Source organism: Massilia sp. FBCC-B171 (genome assembly GCF_059134155.1).
Map to the genome: position 1 here is coordinate 2,909,233 of NZ_CP101443.1, position 26,398 is coordinate 2,935,630.

The window sequence follows — 26,398 nt, forward strand, 5'->3', positions numbered from 1 at the left end:
ATCCGATGGATACGCTTTCACTACTGGCCGACGGTGTCTGGATCGCCCTGCAACCCGGCAACCTGCTGTTCGCCGGCATCGGCGTGCTGCTCGGCACCCTGGTCGGCATCCTGCCCGGCATCAGCCCTTCGCTCACGGTCGCCCTGCTGCTGCCCGTGACCTTCCAGCTCGACCCAACCGGTTCGATCATCATGTTTGCCGGTATTTATTTTGGCGGCATGTACGGCAGCTCGACCACGGCCATCCTGATCAATACCCCGGGCGAGGCCGCCTCGATCGCCACCGCCATCGAAGGCTACAAGATGGCGCTGAGCGGACGCGCCGGTCCGGCCCTGGCCACCGCGGCAATCGGCTCCTTTGTCGCCGGCACCATCGCCACCGTCTGCCTGGCGCTGCTGGCGCCGTGGATCGTCGACCTGGCGGTGCAGTTCGGCCCCTGGGATTACCTGGCCCTGATGGTGGTGGCCTTCGTCACCGTATCGGCCACCTTCGGCAGCTCGGTGCTGCGCGGGCTGACCAGCCTGGCGCTCGGCCTCTTCCTGGGCCTGGTCGGCATCGACAAGCTGACCGGCCAGGCCCGGCTCACCTTCGACGTGCCCCTGCTGATGGACGGGATCTCGATCACGACCCTGGCCGTCGGCCTGTTCGCGATGGGCGAAGCCCTCTTTGTCGCCTCGCGCTTTGGCGGCGTGACCGAAAAGATCGAAAAGGTGCGCGGTTCGCTGATGATGTCGAAAGAAGACTGGAAAGCCTCGTGGAAGCCCTGGCTGCGCGGCACCCTGCTCGGCTTTCCGATCGGGGCCCTGCCCGCCGGCGGCGCCGAAGTGCCGACCCTGCTCTCCTACACCCTCGAACGCCGGCTCGCCAAAAACCCCGAGCAGTTCGGCAAGGGCGCGATCGAAGGCGTGGCCGGTCCCGAGGCGGCGAACAATGCCTCGGCCACCGGCACGCTGGTGCCCCTGCTGGCCCTCGGCCTGCCGACTTCGGCCACCGCCGCCATGATGCTGGCCGGCTTCCAGCAATACGGCCTGGTGCCGGGACCGCTGCTGTTCACCACCAACCCCGACATGGTCTGGGGTCTGATCGCCAGCTTCCTGGTCGGGAACCTGATGCTGCTGGTGCTGAACCTGCCGCTGGTGGGTCTGTGGGTGAAGCTGCTGGCCATTCCGCAAGCCTGGCTGTATGCGGGCATCCTCGTGTTTGCCGCGATGGGCACGCTCGCTGCGAATCCCTCGACCGTCGAGCTGACCATGCTGGTGGTGTTCGGCTTGGCGGGCTACATGATGCGCTGCTGGGACTATCCGGTCGCGCCGATGATCGTCGGCCTGATCCTGGGGCCGATGGCCGAGAGCCAGTTCCGGCGCGCGCTGCAAGTGAGCCTGGGCGACTACTGGATCTTCTTCAAGCATCCGGCCTCGGCCACGCTGCTGGCGATTGCGGCGTTCGCGCTGCTGGCGCCGCTGCTGTTCAAGGGCTTGCGACGGTTCAGGGGCAGCGACGAGTAACAGCCCTCAACCATGCCGGTCAGACGACCGGTTGGCGCATATAGTTAAAGATCGGCCATGCACAATTTCGCTACCCTGCCCCCGGCTTACCTCGACCACGCCGGACAACGCCATCGGCTGGTCGACCTGCCCGCCCTGTTCGGCGAACGCCTGTACCGCCTGCCCGTCGTCCTGCGCCTGCTGCTGGAAAACGTGCTGCGCACCAGTCCTATTGAGGAAGGCCAGGCCGCCGTCGATGCCATTTTCGGCTGGCTCGAACACGGCAGCAGCGAGGCGGAGATTGCTTACCAGCCGGGACGCGTGCTGATGCACGACACCACCAGCACCCCGGCCCTGGTCGACATCGCCGCCATGCGCAACGCCCTCGATGAAGCCGGCTTTGACCCGGCCGTGCTGAACCCCGGCCTCCCGGTCGACATTTCGGTCGACCACTCGCTGGCCGTGGAATTCTACGGCCAGCGCGATGCGCTCGACCTGAACCTGCAGATGGAAATGCGCCGAAACAGCGAGCGCTACACCTTCCTGCGCTGGGCCTCGAAGGTGATGAAGGGCGTGCGCATCCATCCGCCCGGCACCGGCATCATGCACACGATTAACCTCGAACAGCTGGCCACCGTAGTCACGCTCGAAGAGCGCGGCGGCCAATCCTGGGTCGTGCCCGACACCATGATCGGCACCGACAGCCACACCCCCATGATCAATGGCATCGGCGTGCTGGGCTGGGGCGTGGGCGGTCTGGAAGCGCAGACGGTCATGTTCGGCATGCCGACCATGCTGCGCGTGCCCGAGGTGATCGGCGTGCGCCTCACCGGCCGCCTCGGTGCATGCGCGGTCGCCACCGACCTGGCCTTGACCGTCACCCAGCGCCTGCGCCAGATCGGCGTCTCGGGCCAATTCGTCGAATTCTTCGGGCCGGGCGTGGCCACCCTGAGCGCCAACGAGCGCTCGGTGGTGGCCAACATGGCGCCCGAATACGGCGCCACCACCGGCTTCTTCGCTATCGACGGGCAGACGCTCGACTACCTGCGCCAGACCGGCCGGCCGCAAGAACGCATCGCCCTGGTCGAAGCTTATGCGCGCCGCAACGCGCTCTGGTTCGACCCGGAAGCGCAGCCGACCTATACCCGCACCATCGAGATCGACCTCGATGCGATCGCGATCCACGTGGCCGGCCCCAAGCGCCCGCAAGACCTGCTGGCCTATACCGAGACCGCCGCCGCACTGGCCAAGCTGGGCTTCGTGCCGGCCGCGTCGAACGGCGCGCTGCCGCGCCATCCGGTCGTCATCGCGGCGATTACCAGCTGCACCAATACCTCCGACCCCGGCCTGCTGGTTGCCGCCGGCCTGGTCGCGCGCCGCGCCCGCCAGTTCGGCCTGAAGGTGCCGAGCTGGGTCAAGACTTCGCTCGGACCCGGCTCGCCGGCTGCGGCACGCTATCTCGAACGCGCCGGCCTGCTGGAGGACCTCGCCTCTGTCGGCTTCGACATCGTCGGCTATGGCTGCACGACCTGCATCGGAAACTCGGGCGCCCTCACCGAACAGGTCCAGCAGGCGCAGGCACGCGGCGAGATTCACCCGGTGGCGGTCCTGTCGGGCAACCGCAATTTTCCGGGCCGCGTGCATCCCGACCTCGACCTCGGTTTTCTGATGTCGCCGCCGCTGGTGATCGCCTTTGCGCTGGCCGGCAACGCCGAACGCGATCTGAGCCGCGATCCGGTCGGGACCGCGACCGACGGCAAGCCGGTCTTCCTGCGCGACCTGTGGCCGACCCGGCTCGAGGTCGACGCCCTGGTGGAGAAAGGCCTGGCGGCCGGCGACTTCCCGCAAGCCTTTGCCCATGCCAGCCTGAACCCGGCCTGGCATGGCCTGAAGGTGCCCGATACGGCCCTCTTCCCCTGGAATCCGGCGTCGACCGCCCTGCGCCGCCCGCCTTTCGCTTCGCTGAGCGAAACGAGCCAGCTTGGCCGCTACACCGCCTGGCCGCTGCTGGTGCTGGGCGACGACATCACGACCGACCATATCTCGCCGGCCAGCGCCATTCCCGAAGACAGCTTCGTTGCCGACTTCCTCGTCGCGCGCGGCGACGAGCGCAAGGATCTGAATGTGTTCGCCTCGCGGCGCGGCAACTGGGAAGTGATGCTGCGCGCGGCCTTCTACAGCAAGTCGCTGCGCAACCTGCTGCTGCCATCAAGCCCGGTCGGGCATACGCTGCACGCGCCCAGCGGCGAGGTAGCGCCGATCTTCGAGGTGGCACAGCGCTATCGCGACGAGGGGCAGCCGGTGGTGCTGGTCGCCGGCGAGCGCTATGGCACCGGATCTTCGCGCGACTGGGCCGCGAAGGGCCAGCGCCTGCTGGGCGTGCGCGCCGTGCTGGTGGTGAGCTTCGAGCGCATCCATCGTTCGAACCTGATCGGCATGGGCATCCTGCCGCTGCGCCTGTCCGAGGGACTGTCGCCGGCCACCTTGCAGATTGCTCCCGGCGACCGGATCGAAATCGATGCCGCATCCTCGTCGTTGCGTGCACGAGGCCCGGTGCAGGTCAGCCTGCACCGGGCGGACGGTAGGCATCAGGTATTCAAGGCCATCGCCGCCGTCGAAACACGGCTCGAGGTCGAGCTGCTGCGCCACGGCGGCGTCATTCCCTTCATTCTGCAAAAAACCATGGCGCAGCAAGCTAAGCCATAATGCAAGGATGCGGCCGGTGGCCTCGCAGCACCTGAACATCCTCGACCTGATGAGCACCTCGCGCATACCCTGGCCTCCCTGGCGAAGATCGAAGACATCCTCCATGCCACGGGAACGACGCAACCCTGAACCTGGTGCAACCATGAACCCATCGATTCGTTCCGCCTTCACCCCGACCGGCAAGCTGCGCGCCTGCATCAACCTGGGCAATCCCATCCTCGCCGGCCTCGATGCTGCCGGCCAGGCGGCCGGCGTCTCGGTGGACCTCGCTGGTGAATTGGCGAAGCTGCTGGGCGTGGAACTGGAACTGGTGCTCGTGGACGCCGCCGGCAAGTCGGTCGAGGTGGTGGCCGCCGACCAGGCCGACATCGGCTTCTTCGCCATCGACCCGCTGCGCGGCGAGCACATCGCCTTCACCGCGCCCTATGTGCTGATCGAGGGCTGCTACCTGGTCAAGGACGATTCGCCGCTACGCTCCAACGACGAAGTCGACCAGGCCGCGAATCGCGTCGTCGTCGGCAAAGGCAGCGCCTACGACCTCTACCTGACCCGCACGCTGCAGCACGCGCAGATCCTGCGTTCGCCAACCTCGCCCACGGTGGTCGACACCTTCCTCGAACAGGGTGCGGAAGTGGCGGCCGGCGTGAAACAGCAGCTCGAAGCGGACGCACGGCGCCTTGGCGGCCTGCGCCTGCTGGGCGAGCGCTTCATGGTGATCCAGCAGGCGATGGGCACGCCGAAAAGCCGCGGGCTCGAAGCGGCCGCCTTCCTGGCGCGCTTTGTCGAGGACATGAAAGCGGGCGGCTTCGTTGCGGCCGCCCTGCAGCGGCACGGCATCGAAGGGGCATCGGTGGCGCCCCCGGCATGAGCGTGGCGGCACCTGACGCCCGTCCGCGTCCGGCCTCGCTGGCGGAACTGTTCTTCTCGATTACCTGGATGGCCCTGCAGGGCTTCGGCGGCGTGCTGGCCGTGATCCAGCGCGAGCTGGTCGAGAGGAAGCGCTGGATGACCAACGAGGAGTTCGTCGAGGACTGGGCCGTCGCCCAGATCATGCCCGGCCCGAACGCGGTCAACCTGTGCATGATGATTGGAACCCGCTATTTCGGCCTGGCCGGCGCCCTGACCGCGCTGGCCGGCATGCTGGCGCTGCCGCTGGTGCTGATCCTGCTGCTGGCGCTGCTGCACGGGAAATTCGCCGGTAACCCGCTCGTGGCCGGCGCACTGCGCGGCATGGCCGCGGTGTCGGCCGGCCTGATCGCCGCCACCGCCCTGCGCATGGCGGCGGCCCTCGTCAAGAACGTGATGCCGCTCCTCTGGTGCGCGGCCATTGCGCTGGCCAGCTTCGCCCTGCTGGCCTGGATGCGCGCGCCGCTCGGGTTGACACTGGCGCTGCTGGGCGGCCTTGGCTTCCTGCTGGCCTGGCACAGGCTCAAGCGATGAGCGCGCACCAGATCGTGCTGTCCTGGCAGGAGTGGGTCGACCTGTTCGCCCACTTCCTGATGCTCTCGATGATGTCGCTGGGCGGCGCGATTTCGACCAGCGCCGAGATGCACCGCTACCTCGTCGAGCAGCAGGGCTGGCTGACCCACGCCCAGTTCAAGGAAGCGATCGCCCTGGCCCAGGCCGCACCGGGCCCGAACGTGCTCTTCGTCGCCCTGATGGGCTGGCAGGTGGGACTGAACGCCGGCAGCACCACGGCGGCTTTGCTCGGGGTTGGGATTGCGATGGCCGGCATCCTGTTGCCGTCGACGGTGTTTACCTACCAGGTCGCGCAGTGGGGGCACCGTAACCGCGAGCCGCGCGCCGTGCGCGCCTTCAAACAGGGCATGGCGCCGCTGGTGATCGGCATGCTGCTCTCGACCGCCTGGCTGCTGGGCGCGGGCGGCGGCGCCGGCAACTGGCGGCTATGGCTGGTTTCCATCGCCAGCTGCCTGCTGATCTGGCGCACCCGCATTCATTTGCTGTGGCTGCTGGGCGCGGGCGCGCTGCTGGGAGCTCTCGGCCTCGTCTAGGCCGCGCTTGCCGCTTCGTTGACGATCCGCTGCGCGCGCAGGATGACCGGAGGCCTACCCTAGCGCTTGTCCTTGACGATCGAGGAAGCCAGCACCAGCAGCTGCGAGCTGACCCGCAGCCCCGCCTTGCCGGCCGAGTCGAGCGAAATCTCGAAGCGCACGCGCTCGTCGAGCACGCGGAAATTGATGACGCTGCCATGCGCAAGCGCGCCGTCCGACTCGGTCACCACCAGGATCGAGCGGGCGGCGGCCTGCTCGATCATCGGTGCGGCGCGCGCCACATAGCCGTCACCGACATACAAGATGTGGATGCCGTCGAGCGGGTCGCCGTTGCGCAGCTGGCGCACCGCCAGCGTCCCTTTGACGGGATCGCGCACGGCCGCCAGCTGCGCCAGCCTGGCGGCCACTTCATCCGCGCCGACGATGCCGATCACGGTGCGTCCGCCGGCCGGCGGTGCGGCGCGCGGCGGCCACTCCACATAATGCCGCAGCTTCGACAGGTAGGCGGCCTTGACCACGTCCTCGGTCGAGGCGCCTGCCTGGGCCTGCGCCTCGCCAGCTGCCAGCCACGCGGGCGCCAGCAATACCGCGCCGCACAGGCGCAGGGACAGTGCAATCGCCAGGCGCCTGGCCCGCATCATTACAGCCGCCACACCAGGTTCACGCCAACACTGCGCTCATACAGGCTGCGCCCCGGGCTGCTGCCGAATTCCGGGTGCTCCGCATCGAGCAGGTTGCGTCCGCGGACCGACAAGTCCAGGCCAGGCGCAACGCGCCAGTTGTAACTGATGTCGAGCGACTCGTAGGCCGGCACCGCCGGGCGATTCAGTTTGCCGTAATGGCGCAGCAGCAGGTCGACCGAATGGCCGCGTGCGATGTCGTAGGAGGCCTGCAGCTTCCAGTAGTTGCTCGGGTCGCTGGTCGCGAGGCCCGTGCCGGCGCTCGCGTCGCGGCTGCCCGCGTCCAGCGTGCTGCGGATGTGCTGCGCCACCAGGCCTGCCGACAGGCGCAAGGCGGCGCTTGCGTCCCAGCTCGACCACATCTCGATGCCGCGCGCGCGCGCATTGGCCATGTTGCTGAACACCGAACCGGAGCCACGCGGGTTCGGCTCCAGCGTGCGCAGGCGGTCGTAGTCGCTGACAAAGGCCGTCGCCGAATACGACAGCGCCGGCGTGGCCTGGATCCGGTAGCCCAGTTCGAACACGTTCGCCACTTCCGAGCGGAAGTCCGGCCCGCCGGCCAGCGCGTAGCGCGGCACGCCATTCACCACGGCCGGGTTCGTGGGACTGTAGAAATCGTGGTCGATGCGGGACGGCGCGCGCACCGTGCGCGAGGCCGAGGCCCAGGCCCGGCTGCTGCCGGTCGGCTTCCATGCCAGGCGCAGGGTCGGCAGCAATTCCATGCCGGTGTAATTGTTGTGCTCCACCTTGGCGCCCGCGACCAGGCGCAGGGTATCGGTCAGGTCGATCTCGTCCTGCACAAAAGCGTTCCCCCAGTGCAGGTCCAGGTCGCCCGGCAGGAAGGCGAAGCCGGCGCCGTTGTCGATGCGGTCGAAGGCGACGCGGTAGCCCGCGCCCCAGACGAGGCGGTGGCGCTCGGCCAGCGTGAGCGAACTTTGCAACTGCAGGTCCAGGGTATTGAGGTGCTCGATGAAGGCGCCCGGCTGGTTACGCTCGGTGAAGTCCCAGTAGGCCTGGGCCGTCACGTCCGAGACGCCGATGCGCATCGATGTGCGCCCGAGCAGGTTAGCGCCGGCGATGCGGATGTCGCGCGTACCCCGCTGGTGCAGCGCGCCGGTATAGGCGTCGCCCTGCACGGTCGTGCTAGCGAGCCCCTGCCCCCAGTCGGCGCGGAAACCCGCCTGCGAACGCTTCCAGCCGGTGAGGTCGCTCATGCCGTTTTCGCGTTGCAGGTCGTCCTGTTCGGAGACCTTGGCGTAGACGCGATAGCGCCCGCCTTTGGCCAGCGCGCCGCCATGGCGCACCGATCCGGTGACGAAGTCGCGTTCAACCGTGCTGCTCACCTGCGTGCCCTGGGTGGCGCCGGCGGCCTTGGTGATGATGTTGATCACGCCATTGACGGCATTCGCGCCCCACATGGTGGCGCCCGCCCCGCTGATGACTTCGATGCGCTCGACGTCTTCCAGCACCACGTCCTGCGCGTCCCAGAACACGCCCGAGAACAGCGGCGTATACACGCTGCGCCCGTCGATCAGCACCAGGAGTTTGTTCTCGAAGGCGCTGTTGAAGCCGCGCGCCGTGACTGCATAATTGCGCGCATCGACGCGCGCTACCTGCAAATTGGGCGCCAGGCGCAAGGCCTCGGGCAGTGTCGCCGCGCCGGCGCGCTTGATGCTCTCGCCCGAGATGACGTAGATCGACGCGGCCGCATCGGCCACCGGCTCGGAGCGGCGCGAGACGGAGGTGACGCGCACGTTCGACAAGTCTTCCAGGCTGAGGTTGGCGATGTCTTCCGGTTCGATGACCTGGGCGCTGGCCGGCGCGGCAAGCACGCCGGCGAGCAAGGCGACCGCGAGGGGACTTAGTGATGTGACAAGCAGGCGATGACGCATGCGGCGCGATGTTCTATTCAGGTAGATGGGCCCGAAGCCTGAATCGGGTACTGCGTTCGATATCTGAAAACGCGTCAATACAAGGCGATTCTAGCAGAGTCGAAAAAGCGCCCTACTTCCTTCCGAGCCGCCGCGCGGCCTGGAAGGGCGGCGTATCGCCCAGCGGCAGCAGCGCGGCCATCCGCGCCAGGCCGCGCACCAGCTGCGCTTCGCCCAGGCGCAGGGCGCGTCCGCGCAATTGCGGCAGCGAGCGCACCGGCTCCGGCGTCATGTCCACGGCGGCGCGCACCAGCAGGCGCTGGAGCGGACGCAGTGGCGCCGGCACGATGGGCGCGTTATCCATGATGCGCAGGAATTCGCCGAGGATGCTGGAGCCCTCCAGCATCGGCGCCGTTTGCGCCAGCAGCGCTTCCCACGCGGCCCAGGTGTGCGGCACCCCTGTGGCGCCGTACAGCGCCGCGGACGCCTGGCTCTCGGCGAAAGCGGCATCCTTCTCGGCCGGCGACAAGGGGCTGGCGTAGCGGTGGTAGGCTTCGGCAAATCCGAATACGGCGCTGGCCTGTACCCAGTCGAGCAGGCGCGGATCGTTGGCGTGGTAGGCGGCGCCATCGGGCGTGGTGCCGGCTACCATGCCGTGCACGCGCACCACGCGCGCAATGAGCTGCTCGGCGGCCGAACGCGGGCCGTAGACCGTCATCATGGCTGCAAAGCCCGTGCGGCGCAGGCGCAAGCCCGGGTCGCGCTGGAAGCCGCCCGAATCCCAGACGCCCGATCGAACCTTGGGCTCGGCCAGTTCGAGCAGCACCGCCGCCACGCCGCCCACGAACAGCGAGACCGGGTTGGCGAACACCCGCCAGGCCACGCCGTCAAGCGGCGCGAGCGCAGGTTCGCCGCGCGGCTGGCTGAAGTCGAAGGCCATGCCCGGCGGCGGTTGCAATAGTTCGCGCAGGGCTTTCAGCATGCGCTCTTTCGGTGTGACACGCGGCTAGTCGGGTACGACAGCGGTGACCTCGATCTCGACCCGTGCCCGGTCCTCGACCAGCCCGGCCACCTGCACCGTGCTCATGGTCGGGTAGTGGCGGCCGATTAGGTCGCGGTAAGCGGCGCCGATTTCCGGGTAGGCGGCCACGTATTCCTTCTTGTCGAGCACATACCAGGTCATGCGCACGATGTGCTCGGGCCTGGCGCCGCCTTCGGCCAGCACCGCGACGATGTTGGCGAGGGCCTGGCGCACCTGGCCGGCGAAATCGTCGGTTTGGAAGACGCCGTCGGCGTCCCAGCCGATCATGCCGCTCACGAAGACCATCCGGCCCGAGGCCGCGATGCCGTTCGCGTAGCCGCGCGGCCGGGGCCAGTTTTTGGGTTGAAGGAATTCCATGGATGCTTGCCTCTCTCTGTCAGTCTGCCGCCGGCGCCTGGAATTGCGCGATGCGGCTGCGCATGGGTTCTGGAATGCGCGTGGCGCGCTGCGTCTTCATGTCCATCAGCACCAGGATCAGGGTAGCACGCACACGCGGCGCCCCGTCGGCACCCAGCAGCCGGATCGCCACGGTGATCGACGAGCCGCCGATCTTGAGCACCGACAGCTCGGCGCGCAATGCGTCGCCCAGTTTGCTGGTGGCGACGAAGTCGGTCTGGACGCTGACCAGCGGCAGGCCGAAGCCGCGCACGCCGATCAGCTCCTGAAACGGCGTGCCGAGACCTTGTCCGCACCAGTCCTCGACCAGGTTGTTGAACATCTCGAAATAACGCGGATAGAACACGATGCCGGCCGGGTCGCAGTCGCCGAAGCGCATCACCACGTCGGTCACGAAGCGCGATTCAGCCATGCGGCACCGCTTCGGCCAGCAATTCGCGCGCGATAATCAGCTGCTGCACTTCAGTCGCGCCTTCATAAATGCGCAGCGAGCGGATCTCGCGGTAGAGGCGCTCGACCGGCTGTTCGCTCACCACGCCCAGGCCGCCGAACATCTGCACCGCCGCGTCGATCACCTGCTGCGCCGTCTCGGTGGCGGTCAGCTTGGCCATCGCCGCTTCCTTGGTCACGCGCCGCCCCTGGTCGCGCTGCCAGGCGGCGCGGTAGGTGAGCAAGGCCGCCGCGTCGATCCCGGTCGCCATCTGCGCCAGCTTGGCCTGGGTCAGCTGGAAGTCGGCCAGGGTCTTGCCGAACATCTTGCGCGAAGTGGCGCGCGCCAGGGCTTCATCCAGCGCACGGCGCGCGAAGCCGAGCGCCGCGGCGGCGACCGAGGTGCGGAAGATGTCGAGGGTCGCCATCGCCACCTTGAAGCCCTGCCCCGCTTGCCCCAGGCGTTTCGACGCCGGCACCCGGCAATCGGTGAAACGCAGGCGCGCCAGCGGGTGCGGCGCGATGACGTCGATCCGCTCGGCGATCTCGAAGCCCGGCAAATCGGCGTCGACGATGAAGGCCGAGATGCCGCGCGCGCCGGGCGCTTCACCCGTGCGGGCGAACACCACATACATGTCGGCGATGCCGCCGTTGGAAATCCAGGTCTTCTCGCCATTGAGCACGTAATCGTCGCCGTCGAGCGTCGCCGCGCAGGCCATCGCCGCCACGTCCGAGCCGGCATCGGGCTCGGACAAGGCAAAGGCGGCGATCGCCTCGCCGCGACCGACCCGGGTCAGGTAGTCCCGCTTGTTTTCTTCGCTGCCGAACAGGGTAATGGCCCCGCTGCCCAGGCCCTGCATGGCAAACGCGAAGTCCGCCAGCCCCGAGTGGCGCGCCAGGGTTTCGCGGATCAGGCACACCGCCCGGGTGTCGATGGCCTCGCTCGCGCCGCCATAGGCCAGGCCACCAATGGCGTGCTTCAGCCACCCTGCCTCGCCCAGCTGGCGCACCAGGCCACGGCAGGCCGCGTCGACGTCGTGCCCGTGCTGCTGGTCGATGTGCTGCGCGGCCCAGGCGTCGAGCTCCTGCGCCAGTTCGCGGTGGCGGCCCTCCAGGAAAGGCCAGTTCAAATAGTCGGTATCGGCCATGGCCTTCAGTCCCCTTCGAATTGTGGTTTTTCCTTGGCCACGAAAGCGTGGTAGGCGCGGTGGAAATCGTTGGTCGCCATGCAGATCGCCTGGGCCTGGGCTTCGGCCTCGATGGCTTCGTCGACGCCCATGTTCCATTCCTGCTGCAGCATTTTCTTGGTCATGCCGTGGGCGAAGGTCGGTCCCGCGGCCAGCATGGCAGCGAAGGCCTGGGCCTCAGGCAGCACGGTCTCGGGCGTGGAGACGCGGTTGAAGAAGCCCCAGCGCTCCGCTTCCTCGCCGCCCAGGCTGCGCCCGGTGTAGAGCAGCTCGGCCGCGCGGCCCTGGCCGATCACGCGCGGCAGCAGCGCGCAGGCGCCCATGTCGCAGCCGGCGAGACCCACCCGCGTGAACAGAAAGGCGGTCTTGCTGCGCGCGGTGCCGTAGCGGATGTCCGAGGCCAGCGCCAGGATCGCGCCGGCGCCGGCGCAGATGCCGTCGATCGCGGCCACCACCGGCTGCGGGCAGGCGCGGATCGCCTTGACCAGGTCGCCCGTCATGCGGGTGAAGGTCAAGAGTCCCGGCATATCCAGCTTGGTGAGCGGGCCGATGATGTCGTGCACGTCGCCGCCGGAGCAGAAGTTCTCGCCGGCGCCGGTGATGACGACCGCCTTGACGTCCTCGGCATAGGCCAGGGCGCGGAACAGGTCGCGCAGCTCGGCATAGGAGTCAAAAGTGAGCGGATTCTTGCGCTCGGGGCGGTTCAGGGTGAGCGTGGCGACGCCGCCTGCGACGCTGAACTGGAAGTGCTGCGGCTGGTAAGCGGCCATGCTGGCGCGGTTGCCGGCCAGCTGGTGTGCTTCGCCTGTGAGGTAACGCATCAATTCTCCTGGTTTAGGGTTGGCCGGCGGGCTGCAAGCCCCGCTTCATTGTCGAGAGCAGCGCCATCAGCGCTGCACGTTCGTGCTCTTCGAGGGCGCCCATCAATTCGATGATCCAGCCTTCGTGGCGCGCGGCCATGCGCTTGAAGCTGCGCCGCCCGCCGGCGGTCAGCTTCAGGGTAAAGGCGCGGCCGTCGCCCGGCACCGCTTCGCGCAGCACCAGGCCCTCCTGCTCGAGCAGGTTGGCAATCCCGGTCACGTTGGCGCTCGTGACCATCATGCGTTTCGACAGTTCGCCCATGCGCAGGCCCTCCGGATGGCGGTCGAGCTGGGCCATCAGGTCGAAGCGCGGCAGCGTGATGCCGAATTCCAGGCGCAGGCGGCTGCGGATCTCGGCTTCGATCAGCGTCGTGCAGGACAGCATGCGCAGCCAGAGCTTGAGCGACTGGTGATTGTCTTCGGTCAGGCGGCTTTCGACGTCGAGCACCGCGCCTTCATCTTCAAGCACGGGCGCCAGCGTCAGGTGTTTGCGCGCCATGTCAGCCTTCGAGCAGCTTGGCCGCGACCTGCTGCGGCGTCAGCCCGCTGCTGGCGGCCGCCATCTGGCGCTCGCGCTCGAGGTTGCGCTCCAGTTGCTGCTTGCCGGCGTAATACTGCTTCGGCCAGGCGATGTCGGTGTAGCCCAGCTTGGCCGTCTCGTGCAGGGTCCAGGCCGGGTCGGCCAGGTGCGGGCGCGCGATCGCGCACAGGTCGGCGCGGCCCGAGGCGATGATGCTGTTGACGTGGTCCGCTTCGAAAATCGCGCCCACCGCAATGGTCGGAATGCCGACTTCGTTGCGGATGCGGTCCGCGAACGGGGTCTGGAACATGCGGCCGTACACCGGCTTTTCGAGTTTGCTGACCTGGCCCGAGGAGACGTCGATCATGTCGGCGCCGGCGTCCCGGAACAGGCGCGCCACCTGGGCCGCTTCGCCCGGGGTCAGGCCGCCTTCGACCCAGTCATGGGCCGACAGGCGCACGCTGATCGGCTTGTCCTCGGGCCAGACCGCGCGCATCGCACGGAACACCTCGAGCGGATAACGGCAGCGGTTTTCCAGGCTGCCGCCATAGTCGTCGACGCGCTGGTTGGTCAGCGGCGAAATGAAGCTGGAGAGGAAGTAGCCGTGCGCACAGTGCAGTTCCAGCCAGTCGAAGCCGGCCCGCGCCGCGTCCACCGTGGCGCGCACGAAGTCGCGCTTGATGCGTTCCAGGTCCTCAAACGTGGCTTCGCGCGCCGTCTGCGACACGCCCTCCAGGTATTGCTGGGGCGAAGCCGACACCAGCGGCCAGTTGCCCTCTTCGAGCGGCAGGTCGGTGCCGTCCCAGGCGCGCCGGGTCGAGCCCTTGGCGCCGGCGTGGCCCAGCTGCAGCGCGATTTTCGCGTCGCTGCTGGCGTGGACGAAGTCGACGATGCGGCGCCAGGCGTCCGTGTGCTCCGGCGTGTACATGCCGGGGCAGCCGGGCGTAATGCGGGCGTCGGCCGAGACGCAGGTCATCTCGGCGAACACCAGGCCCGCGCCGCCCAGCGCGCGGCTGCCCAGGTGGACCAGGTGGTAGTCGCCCACCACGCCATCCACGCTGGAATACTGCGCCATGGGCGAGACCACGATACGGTTCTTCAGCACCGTGCCGCGCATGCGGAAAGGCGTGAGCATGGGCGGAATGCCGGCGCCAGCACGCGGCGCCGGCAGGCCCGCCTGGGCGAAAGCACGCTGCGCGATCCAGTCTTCGAAACCGGCGACATAGTCCGGGTCGCGCACGCGCAGGTTCTCGTGCGAGAGGCGCTGGCTGCGCGTGAGCATCGAATAGGCGAACTGCTCGGCCTCCATCGCGGTGTAGCGCTCGACGTTCTCGAACCATTCCATGGAATTACGCGCCGCGCTCTGGATTTTCAATACTTCGATCCCGCGCAGCTCCTGGTAGGCGGCTAGCGCCCGGTCGATGCCGTCTGCGCCATGGGTGGCGAAGCTGCGCGCCAGTTCGATCGCGTCTTCCAGCGCCAGCTTGGTGCCCGAACCGATCGAGAAGTGCGCGGTGTGGGCGGCGTCGCCCATCAGCACGACCGGCACGCGGCGTGCGTCGATGGTATTCCAGTGCACCCATTCGCGGCAGACGATGCGCGGGAACCTGATCCACATGGCCGAACCACGCAGGTGCGAGGCATTGCTCATCAGCTTGTGGCCGTCGAGGTAGTTGGCGAACAGCTTCTCGCAAAAAGCCACGCCCTCTTCCTGGCTCATGTCCTCCAGGCCGGATTTTTTCCAGACTTCTTCGGGCGTCTCGACGATGAAGGTCGAGGTGTCGCCATCGTACTGGTAGCAATGGGCCTGGAACCAGCCATGTTCTGTTTTCTCGAAGGCGAAGGTGAAGGCGTCGAATTTTTTCTTGGTGCCGAGCCAGACGAAGCGGCAGTTGCGGGTGTCGATGTCGGGCTGATAAGTCGCGGCATAGCGGGTGCGCACGCGGCTGTTCAAGCCGTCGCAGGCGATCACGAGGTCGGCGCCGTATTGCGCGGCCAGGGCCAGGTCGTCGGACACGTCGGTTTCGAACACCAGCCGCACGCCAAGCTCCTCGCAGCGCGCCTGCAGGATGTTCAACAGGCGCTTGCGGCCGATGCCGCAGAAGCCGTGCCCGCCCGAGGTGACGGTGCGGCCCTTGAAATGAACGTCGATGTCGTCCCAGTGATTGAAGGACTGCAGGATGGTGCGCGCGGTCTCCTCGTCGGCCGCGACCAGGTTGCCCAGGGTCTGGTCGGAGAACACGACGCCCCAGCCGAAGGTGTCGTAGGGGCGGTTGCGCTCGACGACGGTGATCTCGTGCGACGGGTCCTGCTTCTTCATCAGCAGGCTGAAATACAGGCCGGCCGGGCCGCCGCCGATGCAAACGATCTTCATGAGGGCTCCGTGAGTTGTTTCGCTTCCTGGCGCAGCTTGAAGCGCTGCAGCTTGCCGGTTTCGGTGCGCGGCAGGCTGCTGCGAAACTCGATCCGGCGCGGGTATTTATAGGGAGCGACCAGGCGCTTGACGTGCTCCTGCAGGGCTTTGGTCATCTCCGGCCCGCCCGCTTCGCCCGCGCGCAGCACGACATAGGCCAGCACCACCTGGCCGCGCTCGGCGTCCGGGGCGCCGACCACGCCGCATTCGGCCACCGCCGGATGCTGCAGCAGCACGTCCTCGACTTCAGGCCCGGCGATGTTATAGCCGCTCGAGATGATCATGTCGTCGGTGCGCGCCTGGTACCAGTAATAGCCGTCGGCATCGACCTGGTAGGCGTCGCCGGTCAGGTTCCAGCCGTTGCAGACGTAGTCGAGCTGGCGCGGGTCGGCCAGGTAGCGGCAGCCGGTCGGGCCTTTCACCGCCAGGCGCCCGGTCACGCCGGGACCGACCGGCTGGCCTTCGTCGTCGAGGATGCAGGCCTGGTAGCCGGGAATCGGGCGGCCGGTGGCGCCGGGCCGGATGGCCTCCCCGGCGGCGGAGATAAAGATGTGCAGCATTTCGGTGGCGCCGATCCCGTCGATCATGGCCAGGCCTGTCGCCTGCTGCCAGGCCTTGCGCGTCTCCAGCGGCAGCGCTTCGCCGGCCGAGACGCTGCGGGTCAGGCTGGACAGGTCGTGCTTTGCCGCCAGCGGCGCCATCTGCCGGTAGAAGGTGGGCGCGGTGAAGCAGACCGTGGCGCGGTATTCGGCGATCGCCGCCAGCAGGGAATCGGGATTGAGTTTTTCCAGCAGCACGGTCGAAGCGCCAACGCGCAGCGGGAACAGCAGCAGCCCACCCAGGCCGAAGGTAAAGGCCAGCGGCGGCGTGCCGATGAAGACGTCGCCGCTCGTCGCACCGAGGGTCGAGCGCGGGAAGCAGTCGCAAATGGCCAGCACGTCGCGGTGGAAGTGCATGGTGCCCTTGGGGCGGCCGGTGGTGCCGGAGGTGAAGCTCAGGAGACACACGTCCTGCGCCCAGGTGTCGACCGCCTCAAAACGCGGTGGCATGGCCGCCATGCGCTCTTCGAGCGAGCCGGGCGCGCTGTCGTTGAAGGAGACGATGCGCGGCGCGCTGTCGCTGCCTTCGCAAGCCAGGTCGAGTTCCACGCGCAGGTCCGCGGCGCACAGCACGGCATTGACCTTGGCCAGCCCCATGATCGTGGCCAGCTCCTTCGCGCGCAGCAGCGGCATGGTGGGCACCGCCACGCAGCCGGCCTTCCAGACGGCCAGGATGCAGGCCGCCATCATCGGGTTGTTGGCGCCGCGCAGCAGCACGCGGTTGCCGGGGACCAGGGCCAGGTCGGCGCGCAGCACGCCGGCGATGCGGTCCACCGTCTCCAGCAGTTCGGCATAGGTCCAGCTGAGGTGCGCGCCGCGGATGGCGACGGAACTACCATGGCCGCGCGCCACCATCGCGTCGAGCAGCTCGGAAGCGCAGTTCAGGCGCTCGGGATAGGCCAGCTCGGGAAGCTCGAACAGCAGTTCAGGCCACTGTTCGCGCGGCGGCAGGTTGTCGTTCGCAAAAGTGTCCAGGTACGCGGTTCCGTTCATGTGGTCTCCGGGCTGTCCAGGGAAGGCATGGCGCCACATGTGGGGCGGCCATGGCGAATGCTCGTCGTGCCCGATCTACTTTAAGCCTAAACTATCTCGGAAAGCAAGAAATTCCCTGGCAGGCGGACCTGTGGCCGCGTCACCAATGGCCCGGTCAGGGGCGCGAGCTCGTCGGGAATGGCCAAGCCGTCGCCGGCGCCAGTACCGTCCTGGCGGCCCGGGGTGCGGAAAGCCGCGTGCTCTCGTCGGGAGTATCGCCTTCCAGCAGTGTCGCTGCCGTTTTCAGCAGAACTTTCTCGCTTGGCATCCGGACCTTCTTGCGCCGCGCGATCGCACCCTCCACCAGCGGCCGTAGCAACCAGCGTGCGTATTGCTCGGGGTCTACTGAAGCAAACATCTCGCGCATCTGTTCGCGCACATCCCATTCGTCCTGCAAGCGCTGCATGACCTCGCCGGCCTCCGTTTGCGTCAGCAGGTAGTCCCGGGCCTCCTCGATGAACACTTGCTCGAGATACCGCATCATCTGCACGGCGTCGTCCTCGACCAGCCAGTCCGTGACCGTGCGCGAGGCAGCGCTGGCGGCGGATGAACCGGCGATGCCTCCGACGATGCCGCCGATAAAGGCGCCCACTGGCGCGCCTCCCGGAATCCAGCCGAGGTAGACGGCGCCCTGCGCCGCGCCGGCCCAGGCCCCACCCATGCCGCCGCCGACGCCCGCCGCCGTGTTCGCCACGTTCTTGAAGAGCTGCGCCCTCGATATGTGGCCCGAAAATACCCTGCCAAAGTCGTTGGCGGAGAGAATAAGCGTCATCGCAGTGGCGGCGATGACATTTCCGGTCAATGCTTTCGTCAGGTATTGCTCGGCAGCCTTGCCGGAGAGCTTGCGCCCCCCTTGCCGTACCATTTCCGAGCGCAGTGCGCGCTCGCCGGTGCCCAGGGTGTTGGCGATTGTCAGCGTCGCTTTGGATCCCAGCTGGCGCACCATCCAGCCGCTTCCTTCCCGAACAAGGGCTTCCGCCCCCGTCTTGGCTACCTGTGCAGTCAGTACCGAGCACAGCCACGTTGTGCCACCGACCTTCAGCCCGGTCGCGCATGCGATGCGGGCAGCCGCCTTGGTATCGGCACCGTTGTAGATTGCGTATGCGTAAGCGATTGCGACAGAAATACTTCCCGACTTGCCGGCGGCCACCGCACCGGTCGCAGCGTCGAAACTGAGGCTGTCGATGTTGCCAGGCTCGACGATGCGGCGGGCGGTCGCGTAATCGACATTCCCTTCGACCAGGATGCCCCTGGCTTGCCTGTTTGCCGCGGCCGAAGTCATCTCACCGGCTTGCAATTTCTTTGCCATCAGTTTCAGCGCAGCGGGATATTGGTCCTTGGGCACCTCGATCTTCATTGGCTTGCCCCGGCTGAGGTAGATCAGCTTGCCCGCCTTGGTGAAACAGGCATTCACGGTGGCCTGCGCATTCGCACAGTACTTCGATTGAAGCTGCACGCCGTTGACCAGCCGGTCCGCGCCTGCTTTCGCATTGTCGCCGCCCACCAGGCGCGCGCGCTTCCCCTTGGCCGTGTCGATCAGGTGGTTCGCGCGCTCGGCGGCAAAGCCATGACCCTGGCGCGTGCGGAGCAAGGCGTTCTCCGTGTGCGCGGACGCGGCGCCTGCCGCGCCTGCTCCGTACTGTTGACCGTCTGTGTCGCTCGTGTTGGCTTTTCGGATGCGTGGCATTAGGATGAAAGTTCGGTGGTGGTCGGGACGGTGCAAGCTGGCCGGACGAACATTCCCTATTCGCCCGGCTGCCTGAAATTAATTCTTATAGGAAATATTTTATACCAACAGTCCACGCCTCTGAAACACCTTTTTTTCATCTGCACAACCGCGCAAGTTGAAGCACCAGACGCGAAGGCCGCATTAATACGTCTCGACGTGAAAGCGCCCTTCCCCCACCATGCGCGACTGCAGGCCCGGCCAGTCGATGCCCGCCGCTGCGCAGACCGCGCCCAGCGCTTCGAGCACGCCCGTCTCCATGCCTTTCAGGCCGCATATATATAGGTAGGTGTCGCTTGAGAGCAGCTGGGCCACCGCCGGTCCGGCCGCGCGGATCTTGTCCTGCACATAGGCCTTGGGCTGGTCCGGGAGGCGCGAAAAGGCCAGGTGCATGTCGATGAAGTCGGCAGGCAGCTTCAACAGCGGCCCGAAGTAAGGCAGCTCGGCCGGATTGCGGGCGCCGAAGAACAGCATCAGCTTGCCCTCAATCGGCCTGCCGGCGGCCAGCATGCGGCGGCGGTGCTCGGTCATGGCGCGCATCGGTGCCGAGCCGGTGCCGGTGCAGATCATCAGGATGTTCGAGCCCGCATGGTTCGGCATCAGGTAGTTCACCCCGAACGGGCCGGCCACCTGCACCGTCGCGCCTTTCGCCAGGTCGCACAGGTAGTTCGAGGCCACGCCCAGCGTCGGCCGGCCCGCGTGGTCTTCCACCACCCGTTTCACCGTCAGCGCCAAGTTGTTGTAGCCCTCGCGTTCGCCGCCGCGTGGGCTGGCGACCGAATACATGCGCATGTAGTGCGGCTTCCCGTTTTCGTCGACGCCGGGCGGGATGATGCCGATCGACTGGCCCTCGAGGATCGGGAACATCTGGGTGCCGAAGTCGAGCACGATGTGGTGCACGTCGCTGGCGGCGTCCGGCGCGGTGAGCCGGTAATTGCCGGCGACCGTCGCCAGCACCGGGTTCTTCACCGTGTACAGGTGAGCGTAAGGATGCGCCGCCGACCAGGGCGGAATCGAGGACGATACCGAGATCGCCGCGTTTTCCTGCACCGCTTCGTCCGGCACGATGGTCGATGCCTCGTTCGCCGCTTCCATCTGCGCCAGCACCGGTTCGACGATCTCCAGCTTGGGCGGCAGTTCGTCCCAGCTGAACTGCTCGGCCAGCGGATAGGCTTGCGCGCGCGGCAGCGTATGCCAGTGGTCGATGGCGCCGGTCGGGCAAGGAGAAACGCAGTTGCCGCAGGCATTGCAGATGTCGGCATCGACCACGTAGTTGCGGCTGTCGTGGGTGATCGCATCGATCGGGCAAGTCTCTTCGCAGGTATTGCAGCGAATGCAGACCTCGGGGTCGATCAGGTGCTGGCGTATCAGGGCAATCGGCTCAAGCGCATTCATGGCGGCGACTCTTACTCAATTAAAGCGGCTCAGTTAAAGCGGATATACTCGAAGTCGATCGGCTGCTTGTTGATGCCCATCGGCGGCGGCGCGATCCAGTTGGCCATCTTGCCCGGCTCGATCACGCGCCCCATCAAGGACGCGACATAGGCCCGGTCTTCCTCGCTCGGCAGCCAATTGCGCTCGTTCGCCGCCCATTCGGCTTCCGACAGCACGCGACCGTCCGGCGAGACGCGGTGGCCGGCAAAGCCGCCGATGTGGCGGTTGAAGGCCTTGTTCGGCGCCGCCAGGCGGAAGGCCAGTCCCGCTTTTTCGATGACGCGGTTCCAGCGCCCGATGCCGGCGATGGAGTCGCGGATGTAGTCGTCCCGCAGCACTTCGTTCAGGGAGTTCAGCATCGGCACTTCCCGTTCTTGCAGCTTGCCGTCGACGACCTCCAGGATGCGGTAGTGCTGGCCCTTGAGCAAATGGTCGTCGTCGCGCTTGGTCTCTTCATAGCGGCCCTTCAGGCCCGAGCTGTAGAAGGTGGCCGCGTTCGAGGACTGGTCGGCGCCGAACAGGTCGACCGTCACGCTGAAGTGGAAGTTCAGGTAGCGCTGGATGGTCTGCAGGTCGATGGCGCCGAGTGCGCGCACCTGCACCGGGTCTTCCACGCCGTGCTGGCGCATCAGTTCGACCGTGCGCGCGATCACGCGCGAAATGCCTGACTCGCCCACGAACATGTGGTGCGCTTCTTCGGTCAGCATGAAGCGGCAGGTGCGCGAGAGCGGGTCGAACCCCGATTCGGCCAGGGCGTTGAGTTGGAACTTGCCGTCGCGGTCGGTGAAATAGGTGAACATGTAGAAGGCCAGCCAGTCCGGCGTCTCTTCGTTGAAGGCCTCAAGGATGCGCGGGTTGTCCTGGTCGCCCGAATTGCGCTGCAGAAGGGCTTCCGCTTCCTCGCGGCCGTCGCGGCCGAAATACTTATGCAGCAGGTAGACCATGGCCCACAGGTGGCGGCCCTCTTCCACGTTAATCTGGAACAGGTTGCGCATGTCGTATTGCGAGGGCGCGGTCAGGCCCAGGTGGCGCTGCTGCTCGACCGATGCCGGCTCGGTGTCGCCCTGCGTGACGATGATGCGGCGCAGGTTGGCGCGGTGCTCGCCGGGCACATCCTGCCAGGCGGCGCGGCCCTTCTCTTCGCCAAAATTGATCTTGCGGTCGTTCTCGGCCTGGGCCAGGAAGATGCCCCAGCGGTAGTCCGGCATTTTCACGTGGCCGAAATGGGCCCAGCCTTCGGGCGTGGTGCTGACGGCCGTGCGCAGGTAGACGTCCATCTGGTTCGAGCCGTTCGGGCCCATGTCGTTCCACCATTGCAGGTAGTTCGGTTGCCAGTGTTCCAGCGCGCGCTGCAGCGTCTTGTCCTCGGAAAGGTTGACGTTGTTCGGGATCTTGTCGTTGTAGTTAATCGAGCTCACGATATGTTCCTTAAGAGGGGTGCCGTCAGACGCGGTTGAAATCGAATTGGGCCTTGTTGCCCGTGCCGTAAACCTTCAGCGCGCCGAGCTCGCCGACGGCGTTGGGACGAATGAAGATCCAGTTCTGCCAGGCCGAGAGGCGCCCGAAAATGCGGGTTTCCATGGTTTCGGGACCGTTGAAGCGCAGGTTCGCTTCCAGGCCGGTGAGCGCGTCGGGCGACATGCTGGCGCGCTCTTCCAGCGCCAGGCGGGTCTCGTCGGCCCAGTCCAGGTCATCGGGGTCGGCCGTGATCAGGCCGAGGGCCAGCGCTCGCGCCGCGTCGATCGGCTGTCCGGCGGTGGACTGCACCGCCAGCACGGCTTCGGCATCGTCGTAGAAGCGGCGCTCGAGGCGCGACTGGCTGCTGACCATCGGCAGGCGGCCGAAATTCATCTGGCTGACCGCAATCGTCGGCGCACGTTTGGGGTCGTCCGGCATGGCCAGCATGTAGATGCGGTCGGCGGCCAGCGCCACTTCCAGCAGCGAGCCGGCGAAGCAGGAGCCTTCCTCGATGAAGGCGAACAGCGAGCGCGAGGAGACGTCGAGGCGGGCGAAGGTGCGGCGCATCAGACCGACGGTCTGGCGCACCAGCCAGTGCTGGCCGAGTTCGACCAGGGTCGCGTCCACCGCCAGCACCGCCTGCGCCTCGCCCGCGCTTTTCAGGATCCAGGTGCCGGCATCGAGCTCGTTGGTGCGCAGGTGCAGGATGGCGTCGTCGAGTTCGCGCGCCATCTGCAGCGGCCACCAACTCACGCCCGCCGCTTCGATGCCGGCCACGTCGGTCGGCTGCGGAGACAATGGCGCCCGTACGGTCAGCGTTACATGGCGTGCTGCCCGGTCGATGGCGATCCCGACGTATTCATACTCGACGCTGTCGGCGCCGATGGTGCGCGTGAGCGGCGTGAGCTTGACGCCCTCGGCGGCCGCGGGCCGGGTGCTGCCGGCGGCCAGCGCCTGCGCCCGCTGGCGCACCGTCTCGGCAAATTGCGCCGGCTTGGCCACTTCGTCGACCAGCTTCCAGTCCTTGGCCTTCTGGCCGCGCACGCCCTCGGAGGTGGTGCAGAAAATGTCGGCCAGGTCGTGGCGCACCTTGCGCTTGTCGGTCAGGCGGGTCAGGCCGCCGGTACCGGGCAGCACGCCCAGCAGCGGCACTTCCGGCAGGCTGACCGAGGACGAGCGGTCGTCGACCAGGATGATCTCGTCGCAGGCCGCCGCCAGCTCGTAGCCGCCGCCGGCGCAGGCGCCGTTCACGGCGGCGACGAATTTCAGGCCTTCGTGGCGGCTGGAGTCTTCCAGGCCGTTGCGGGTTTCGTTGGTAAATTTACAGAAGTTCACCTTCCAGGCATGGGCCGATTTCCCGAGCATGAAGATGTTGGCGCCCGAGCAGAAGATGCGGTCCTTGCCGCTGGTGACGACCACCGTGCGCACCGTCGGGTGCTCGAAGCGGATGCGCTGCACCGCGTCGTGCAGCTCGATGTCGACGCCGAGGTCGTAGGAATTGAGTTTGAGCTTGTAGCCTTCGCGCAGGCCGGCGTCCTCGTCGATGTTCATCGTCAGCGTGGCGATCTCGCCCTCGACTGCCAGGCTCCAGTGCTTGTAGCGATCCGGGGAAGTAGCGTAATCGACCTGCGGCGCGGTGCTCATGAGATGGTCCTTGGTGAAATATGCTGCATCTATGAATCGGTAGAAGCACTATATTGCAGCAAAATAGACGTGTCAAGAACAAAACTGCAGCTTGCACAGCCGGCATGGCGGTAAACGTAGGGTGGACTCCTGAGTCCACTCTACAGGATCGACGGCTCCGGGTTCGGGGCCAAAAAAACGCCGGCATCGCCGGCGCTGTTCTTACTGCGGAAACGCGACCGTGTCGCGCAGCCGGTCGAGCAGCCCAATGAAGGCCCCCTCCTGCGCCATCTCGCTGGTATCGAACGACAGGTCGGCTTTCGAATAAAAGGCGGCGCGGCTCTCGAGGATGCTTTTCAGGTCGTCCATCGCCTCGCGGTTGCCCGACATCGGGCGGGTGTCGCCCTGGGCCAGCACCCGCTCCATGTGGTCTTTCGGCGAAGCCCGCACCCAGACCGTATAGCAGTGCGAGAGCAGGATATTGTAGGTGGCCGGATCGGAAACGATCCCGCCGGGCGTGGCGATGACGGCCCGCGGGTAGCGCTGGATGACTTCCTCGAGCGCCCTCCGTTCGTAGCGCCGGTAGGCGGTCGGGCCGTACAGGGCGTGGATCTCGGCGATGCTGCAACCGGCCAGGGTCTCGATTTCGCGGCCCAGCTCGATGAAGGGCACCATCCAGTGGTCGGCCAGCATGCGTCCCAGGCTCGACTTGCCTGCGCCGCGCAGGCCGATCAGGGCCACGCGCTGGCGCCGCGCCGTCTCGCTGGTGGGCGCGTCGAACACGCCGGCCAGCACCGCGCGCGCCTTGGCCAGTTCCTCGTCCGAACGGCCGCGCAGGATCTCGCGGATCATCAGCCATTCGGGCGAGGAAGCGGTCTCGTCGCCGATCATTTCCGCCAGCGTGCAGTTCAGCACGGTGGCGAGCTGGCGCAGGAACTGGATCGAGGCATTTCCGACGCCGGACTCGACGTTGGCGAGGTGGCGCTCGGACACGTCCGCCAGCCGGGCCACCGCTTTACGCGTCAGGCCGCGGCGCGAACGCAAGGCGCGCACCCGTTCGCCCAGGGCGGTGAGGAAGGGATCTTTGGCTTCGCCTGGATCGGTGTCGATGGCGGGCGCAGGGCGGGGAAGCGATGTCATTCGTTGAATCCGTGTAGTAAGCGCTCTCGGCGCGAGCGCTGTATTGCAGACCGCGAATTATGCCAAATCCCAGTGCATGTGACGAGAAGGCGCATGAAATATAAGCCAAAGACACCTTGACGCATGCAAGATAATACACCTACACTTATTTGAAACGCACTATAAATCCGGTCTTTTCTTCATGCAATGTGTTGCATTTACTGAAGGATGTTCCAATGGATGTCTCCGCTTTGCAGCCGCTGGCCGGTCCGCAGTTCAACTTTGCCCGGCACATCCTCGACCTCAACCAGGGACGGGCCGCCAAGACCGCCTACATCGACGACCAGCATGCAATCAGCTACGGAGAGCTCGGCCGGCGCGTGCGCAGTTTTGCCGCCGGCCTGCTGGCGCAGGGCGTCCAGCCCGAGCAGCGCGTGCTGCTGGTGATGCAGGACACGGTCGACCTGCCGGTTGCGTTTCTCGGCGCGCTGTTCGCGGGCGTGATCCCGGTCCCGGTCAACACCCTGCTCCATGCGGCGGACTACGCCTACATGATCGACCACAGCCGCGCCAGATTGGTGATCGCCAGTGCCGCCCTGCTGCCCTGCGTGCGCGAAGCCCTCGGCATGGCGAAGAACCAGCCGCCGCTGATCGTCGCCGGCGACGCGCCGGACGCCGGCCTCACCCACTTCAGCGCCCTGCTCGCCTGCGAGCCGCTGGCGCTTGACGCCCACGCCGCTACCTGCGCCGACGACTTCGCCTTCTGGCTGTATTCCTCCGGCTCCACCGGCCGCCCGAAAGGCGCGGTGCATTCGCACGCCAACCTGTACTGGACGGCGCAGCTGTACGGCCAGCCGGTGCTGGGCGTGGTTGAAGACGACGTCGTGTTCTCGGCCGCCAAGCTGTTCTTCGCCTATGGCCTGGGTAATGGGCTGACCTTCCCCTTGAGCGTGGGCGCCACCGTGATCCTGATGGCCGAACGCCCGACGCCGCCGGCCGTGTTCGCGCGCCTGGTGCGCCACCGGCCGACCGTGTTCGCGGGCGTGCCGACGCTGTACGTGGCGATGCTGGCCTCGAACGACCTGCCCCCGCGCGAACAGGTGGCGCTGCGGGTCTGCGCCTCGGCCGGCGAAGCCCTGCCCAAGCCGGTGGGCGAAGCCTTCCGTAACCACTTCGGCTGCGACATCCTCGACGGCCTGGGCTCCACCGAAATGCTGCACATTTTTGTGTCGAACCGCGCGCGCGATGTCCACTACGGCAGCTCCGGCCTGCCCGTTCCCGGCTACGACATCGAACTGCGCGACGACGACCACCAGCTGGTCGCGCCAGGCGAGATCGGCGACCTGTTCGTGCGCGGCCCGAGCGCGGCCCTGCTCTACTGGTCCAACCGCGACAAGAGCCGTTCCACCTTCCAGGGCGAGTGGCTCAAAAGCGGCGACAAGTACATCATGGACGCTGCCGGCTACCTGACCTATGCCGGGCGCAGCGACGACATGCTCAAGGTGAGTGGCCAGTACGTGTCGCCGATCGAGGTCGAAGCGGCGCTGTCGGCCCATCCTGCGGTGCTCGAATGCGCGGTGGTCGGGCGCAGCGACGCCGACGGCCTGACCAAGACTGCCGCCTATGTGGTGCTGGCCCGGGGCCATGAGCCCGCCGATTCGCTCGCCGACGAACTCAAAGCCTTCGTCAAGGAACGCCTGGCGCCGCACAAGTACCCGCGCGAGCTGGTCTTCCTGGCCGACCTGCCGAAGACAGCGACCGGCAAGATCCAGCGCTTCCGCCTGCGCGATGCGGCCTGAAGCCGATG

General features: G+C 66.9%; 21 protein-coding genes. 6 read left to right on the forward strand and 15 right to left on the reverse strand.

The window, feature by feature from the left end; all coding sequences use genetic code 11:
* The first annotated feature begins 5 nt into the window (after positions 1-5).
* The 5 genes from NMB41_RS13205 (at position 6) to NMB41_RS13225 (ending at position 6,202) form a co-directional block, all read left to right on the forward strand.
* Positions 6-1,505 carry a tripartite tricarboxylate transporter permease gene (locus NMB41_RS13205; RefSeq protein WP_494378276.1) on the forward strand — a complete coding sequence of 500 codons (1,500 nt, stop codon included), beginning with the start codon at positions 6-8 and terminating at the stop codon, positions 1,503-1,505.
* A gap of 57 nt (positions 1,506-1,562) precedes the next feature.
* Entirely contained in the window at positions 1,563-4,190 is a 2,628-nt protein-coding gene (gene acnA / locus NMB41_RS13210) for an aconitate hydratase AcnA (RefSeq protein ID WP_494378277.1), read from the forward strand.
* A 142-nt stretch (positions 4,191-4,332) separates the two neighbouring features.
* Positions 4,333-5,058 (forward strand): transporter substrate-binding domain-containing protein, encoded by a 726-nt coding sequence (locus tag NMB41_RS13215; RefSeq protein WP_494378278.1) that lies wholly within the window; start codon positions 4,333-4,335, stop codon positions 5,056-5,058.
* Positions 5,055-5,630, forward strand: coding sequence for a chromate transporter (locus tag NMB41_RS13220; protein ID WP_494378279.1), 576 nt, complete (start codon positions 5,055-5,057; stop codon positions 5,628-5,630). Before NMB41_RS13215 ends, NMB41_RS13220 begins: the two co-directional genes overlap by 4 nt.
* The gene (locus tag NMB41_RS13225) at positions 5,627-6,202 is read left to right on the forward strand and encodes a chromate transporter (protein WP_494378280.1); all 576 of its coding nucleotides are present in this window, start codon (positions 5,627-5,629) and stop codon (positions 6,200-6,202) included. Before NMB41_RS13220 ends, NMB41_RS13225 begins: the two co-directional genes overlap by 4 nt.
* Before the next feature lie 59 nt (positions 6,203-6,261).
* Here the strand turns inward: NMB41_RS13225 and NMB41_RS13230 are convergent, their stop codons facing one another.
* The 15 genes from NMB41_RS13230 to NMB41_RS13300 form a co-directional block, all read right to left on the reverse strand.
* Positions 6,262-6,843, reverse strand: a complete 582-nt coding sequence (locus tag NMB41_RS13230; RefSeq protein ID WP_494378281.1) for a TOL_0243 family YfiR-like periplasmic protein — start codon at positions 6,841-6,843, stop codon at positions 6,262-6,264.
* Positions 6,843-8,774, reverse strand: coding sequence for a TOL_0244 family TonB-dependent receptor (locus NMB41_RS13235; RefSeq protein ID WP_494378282.1), 1,932 nt, complete (start codon positions 8,772-8,774; stop codon positions 6,843-6,845). Before NMB41_RS13235 ends, NMB41_RS13230 begins: the two co-directional genes overlap by 1 nt.
* Positions 8,775-8,886: 112 nt before the next feature.
* Positions 8,887-9,735 (reverse strand): oxygenase MpaB family protein, encoded by an 849-nt coding sequence (locus NMB41_RS13240; protein WP_494378283.1) that lies wholly within the window; start codon positions 9,733-9,735, stop codon positions 8,887-8,889.
* A 24-nt stretch (positions 9,736-9,759) separates the two neighbouring features.
* Positions 9,760-10,152 carry a RidA family protein gene (locus NMB41_RS13245; protein ID WP_494378284.1) on the reverse strand — a complete coding sequence of 131 codons (393 nt, stop codon included), beginning with the start codon at positions 10,150-10,152 and terminating at the stop codon, positions 9,760-9,762.
* A 19-nt stretch (positions 10,153-10,171) separates the two neighbouring features.
* Complete coding sequence (locus NMB41_RS13250) at positions 10,172-10,603, reverse strand: acyl-CoA thioesterase (protein WP_494378285.1); 432 nt, start codon at positions 10,601-10,603, stop codon at positions 10,172-10,174.
* Entirely contained in the window at positions 10,596-11,768 is a 1,173-nt protein-coding gene (locus NMB41_RS13255; protein WP_494378286.1) for an acyl-CoA dehydrogenase family protein, read from the reverse strand. Before NMB41_RS13255 ends, NMB41_RS13250 begins: the two co-directional genes overlap by 8 nt.
* 5 nt (positions 11,769-11,773) lie before the next feature.
* A complete protein-coding gene (locus NMB41_RS13260; protein WP_494378287.1) occupies positions 11,774-12,628 on the reverse strand; it encodes an enoyl-CoA hydratase family protein in 855 nt (284 codons plus the stop codon).
* Positions 12,629-12,641: 13 nt separating this feature from the next.
* Entirely contained in the window at positions 12,642-13,166 is a 525-nt protein-coding gene (locus NMB41_RS13265) for a MarR family winged helix-turn-helix transcriptional regulator (protein ID WP_494378288.1), read from the reverse strand.
* A gap of 1 nt (position 13,167) precedes the next feature.
* Positions 13,168-15,561 carry a bifunctional salicylyl-CoA 5-hydroxylase/oxidoreductase gene (locus NMB41_RS13270; RefSeq protein WP_494378289.1) on the reverse strand — a complete coding sequence of 798 codons (2,394 nt, stop codon included), beginning with the start codon at positions 15,559-15,561 and terminating at the stop codon, positions 13,168-13,170.
* The gene (locus tag NMB41_RS13275) at positions 15,558-17,192 is read right to left on the reverse strand and encodes an AMP-binding protein (protein ID WP_494378290.1); all 1,635 of its coding nucleotides are present in this window, start codon (positions 17,190-17,192) and stop codon (positions 15,558-15,560) included. Before NMB41_RS13275 ends, NMB41_RS13270 begins: the two co-directional genes overlap by 4 nt.
* Positions 17,193-17,346: 154 nt before the next feature.
* Positions 17,347-18,822, reverse strand: coding sequence for a YeeR family protein (locus tag NMB41_RS13280; protein ID WP_494378291.1), 1,476 nt, complete (start codon positions 18,820-18,822; stop codon positions 17,347-17,349).
* 279 nt (positions 18,823-19,101) lie between these two features.
* A complete protein-coding gene (boxA, locus tag NMB41_RS13285) occupies positions 19,102-20,352 on the reverse strand; it encodes a benzoyl-CoA 2,3-epoxidase subunit BoxA (protein WP_494378292.1) in 1,251 nt (416 codons plus the stop codon).
* Positions 20,353-20,381: 29 nt separating this feature from the next.
* Positions 20,382-21,809, reverse strand: coding sequence for a benzoyl-CoA 2,3-epoxidase subunit BoxB (gene boxB / locus NMB41_RS13290; RefSeq protein ID WP_494378293.1), 1,428 nt, complete (start codon positions 21,807-21,809; stop codon positions 20,382-20,384).
* Between the two features lie 25 nt (positions 21,810-21,834).
* On the reverse strand, positions 21,835-23,493 hold the full coding sequence (gene boxC / locus NMB41_RS13295; RefSeq protein WP_494378294.1) for a 2,3-epoxybenzoyl-CoA dihydrolase: 1,659 nt from the start codon (positions 23,491-23,493) through the stop codon (positions 21,835-21,837).
* A gap of 201 nt (positions 23,494-23,694) precedes the next feature.
* A complete protein-coding gene (locus NMB41_RS13300) occupies positions 23,695-24,612 on the reverse strand; it encodes a helix-turn-helix transcriptional regulator (RefSeq protein ID WP_494378295.1) in 918 nt (305 codons plus the stop codon).
* A 215-nt stretch (positions 24,613-24,827) separates the two neighbouring features.
* On the opposite strand from NMB41_RS13300, the gene NMB41_RS13305 reads away from it, so the two are divergent.
* Complete coding sequence (locus tag NMB41_RS13305; RefSeq protein ID WP_494378296.1) at positions 24,828-26,390, forward strand: benzoate-CoA ligase family protein; 1,563 nt, start codon at positions 24,828-24,830, stop codon at positions 26,388-26,390.
* Positions 26,391-26,398: the final 8 nt, after the last annotated feature.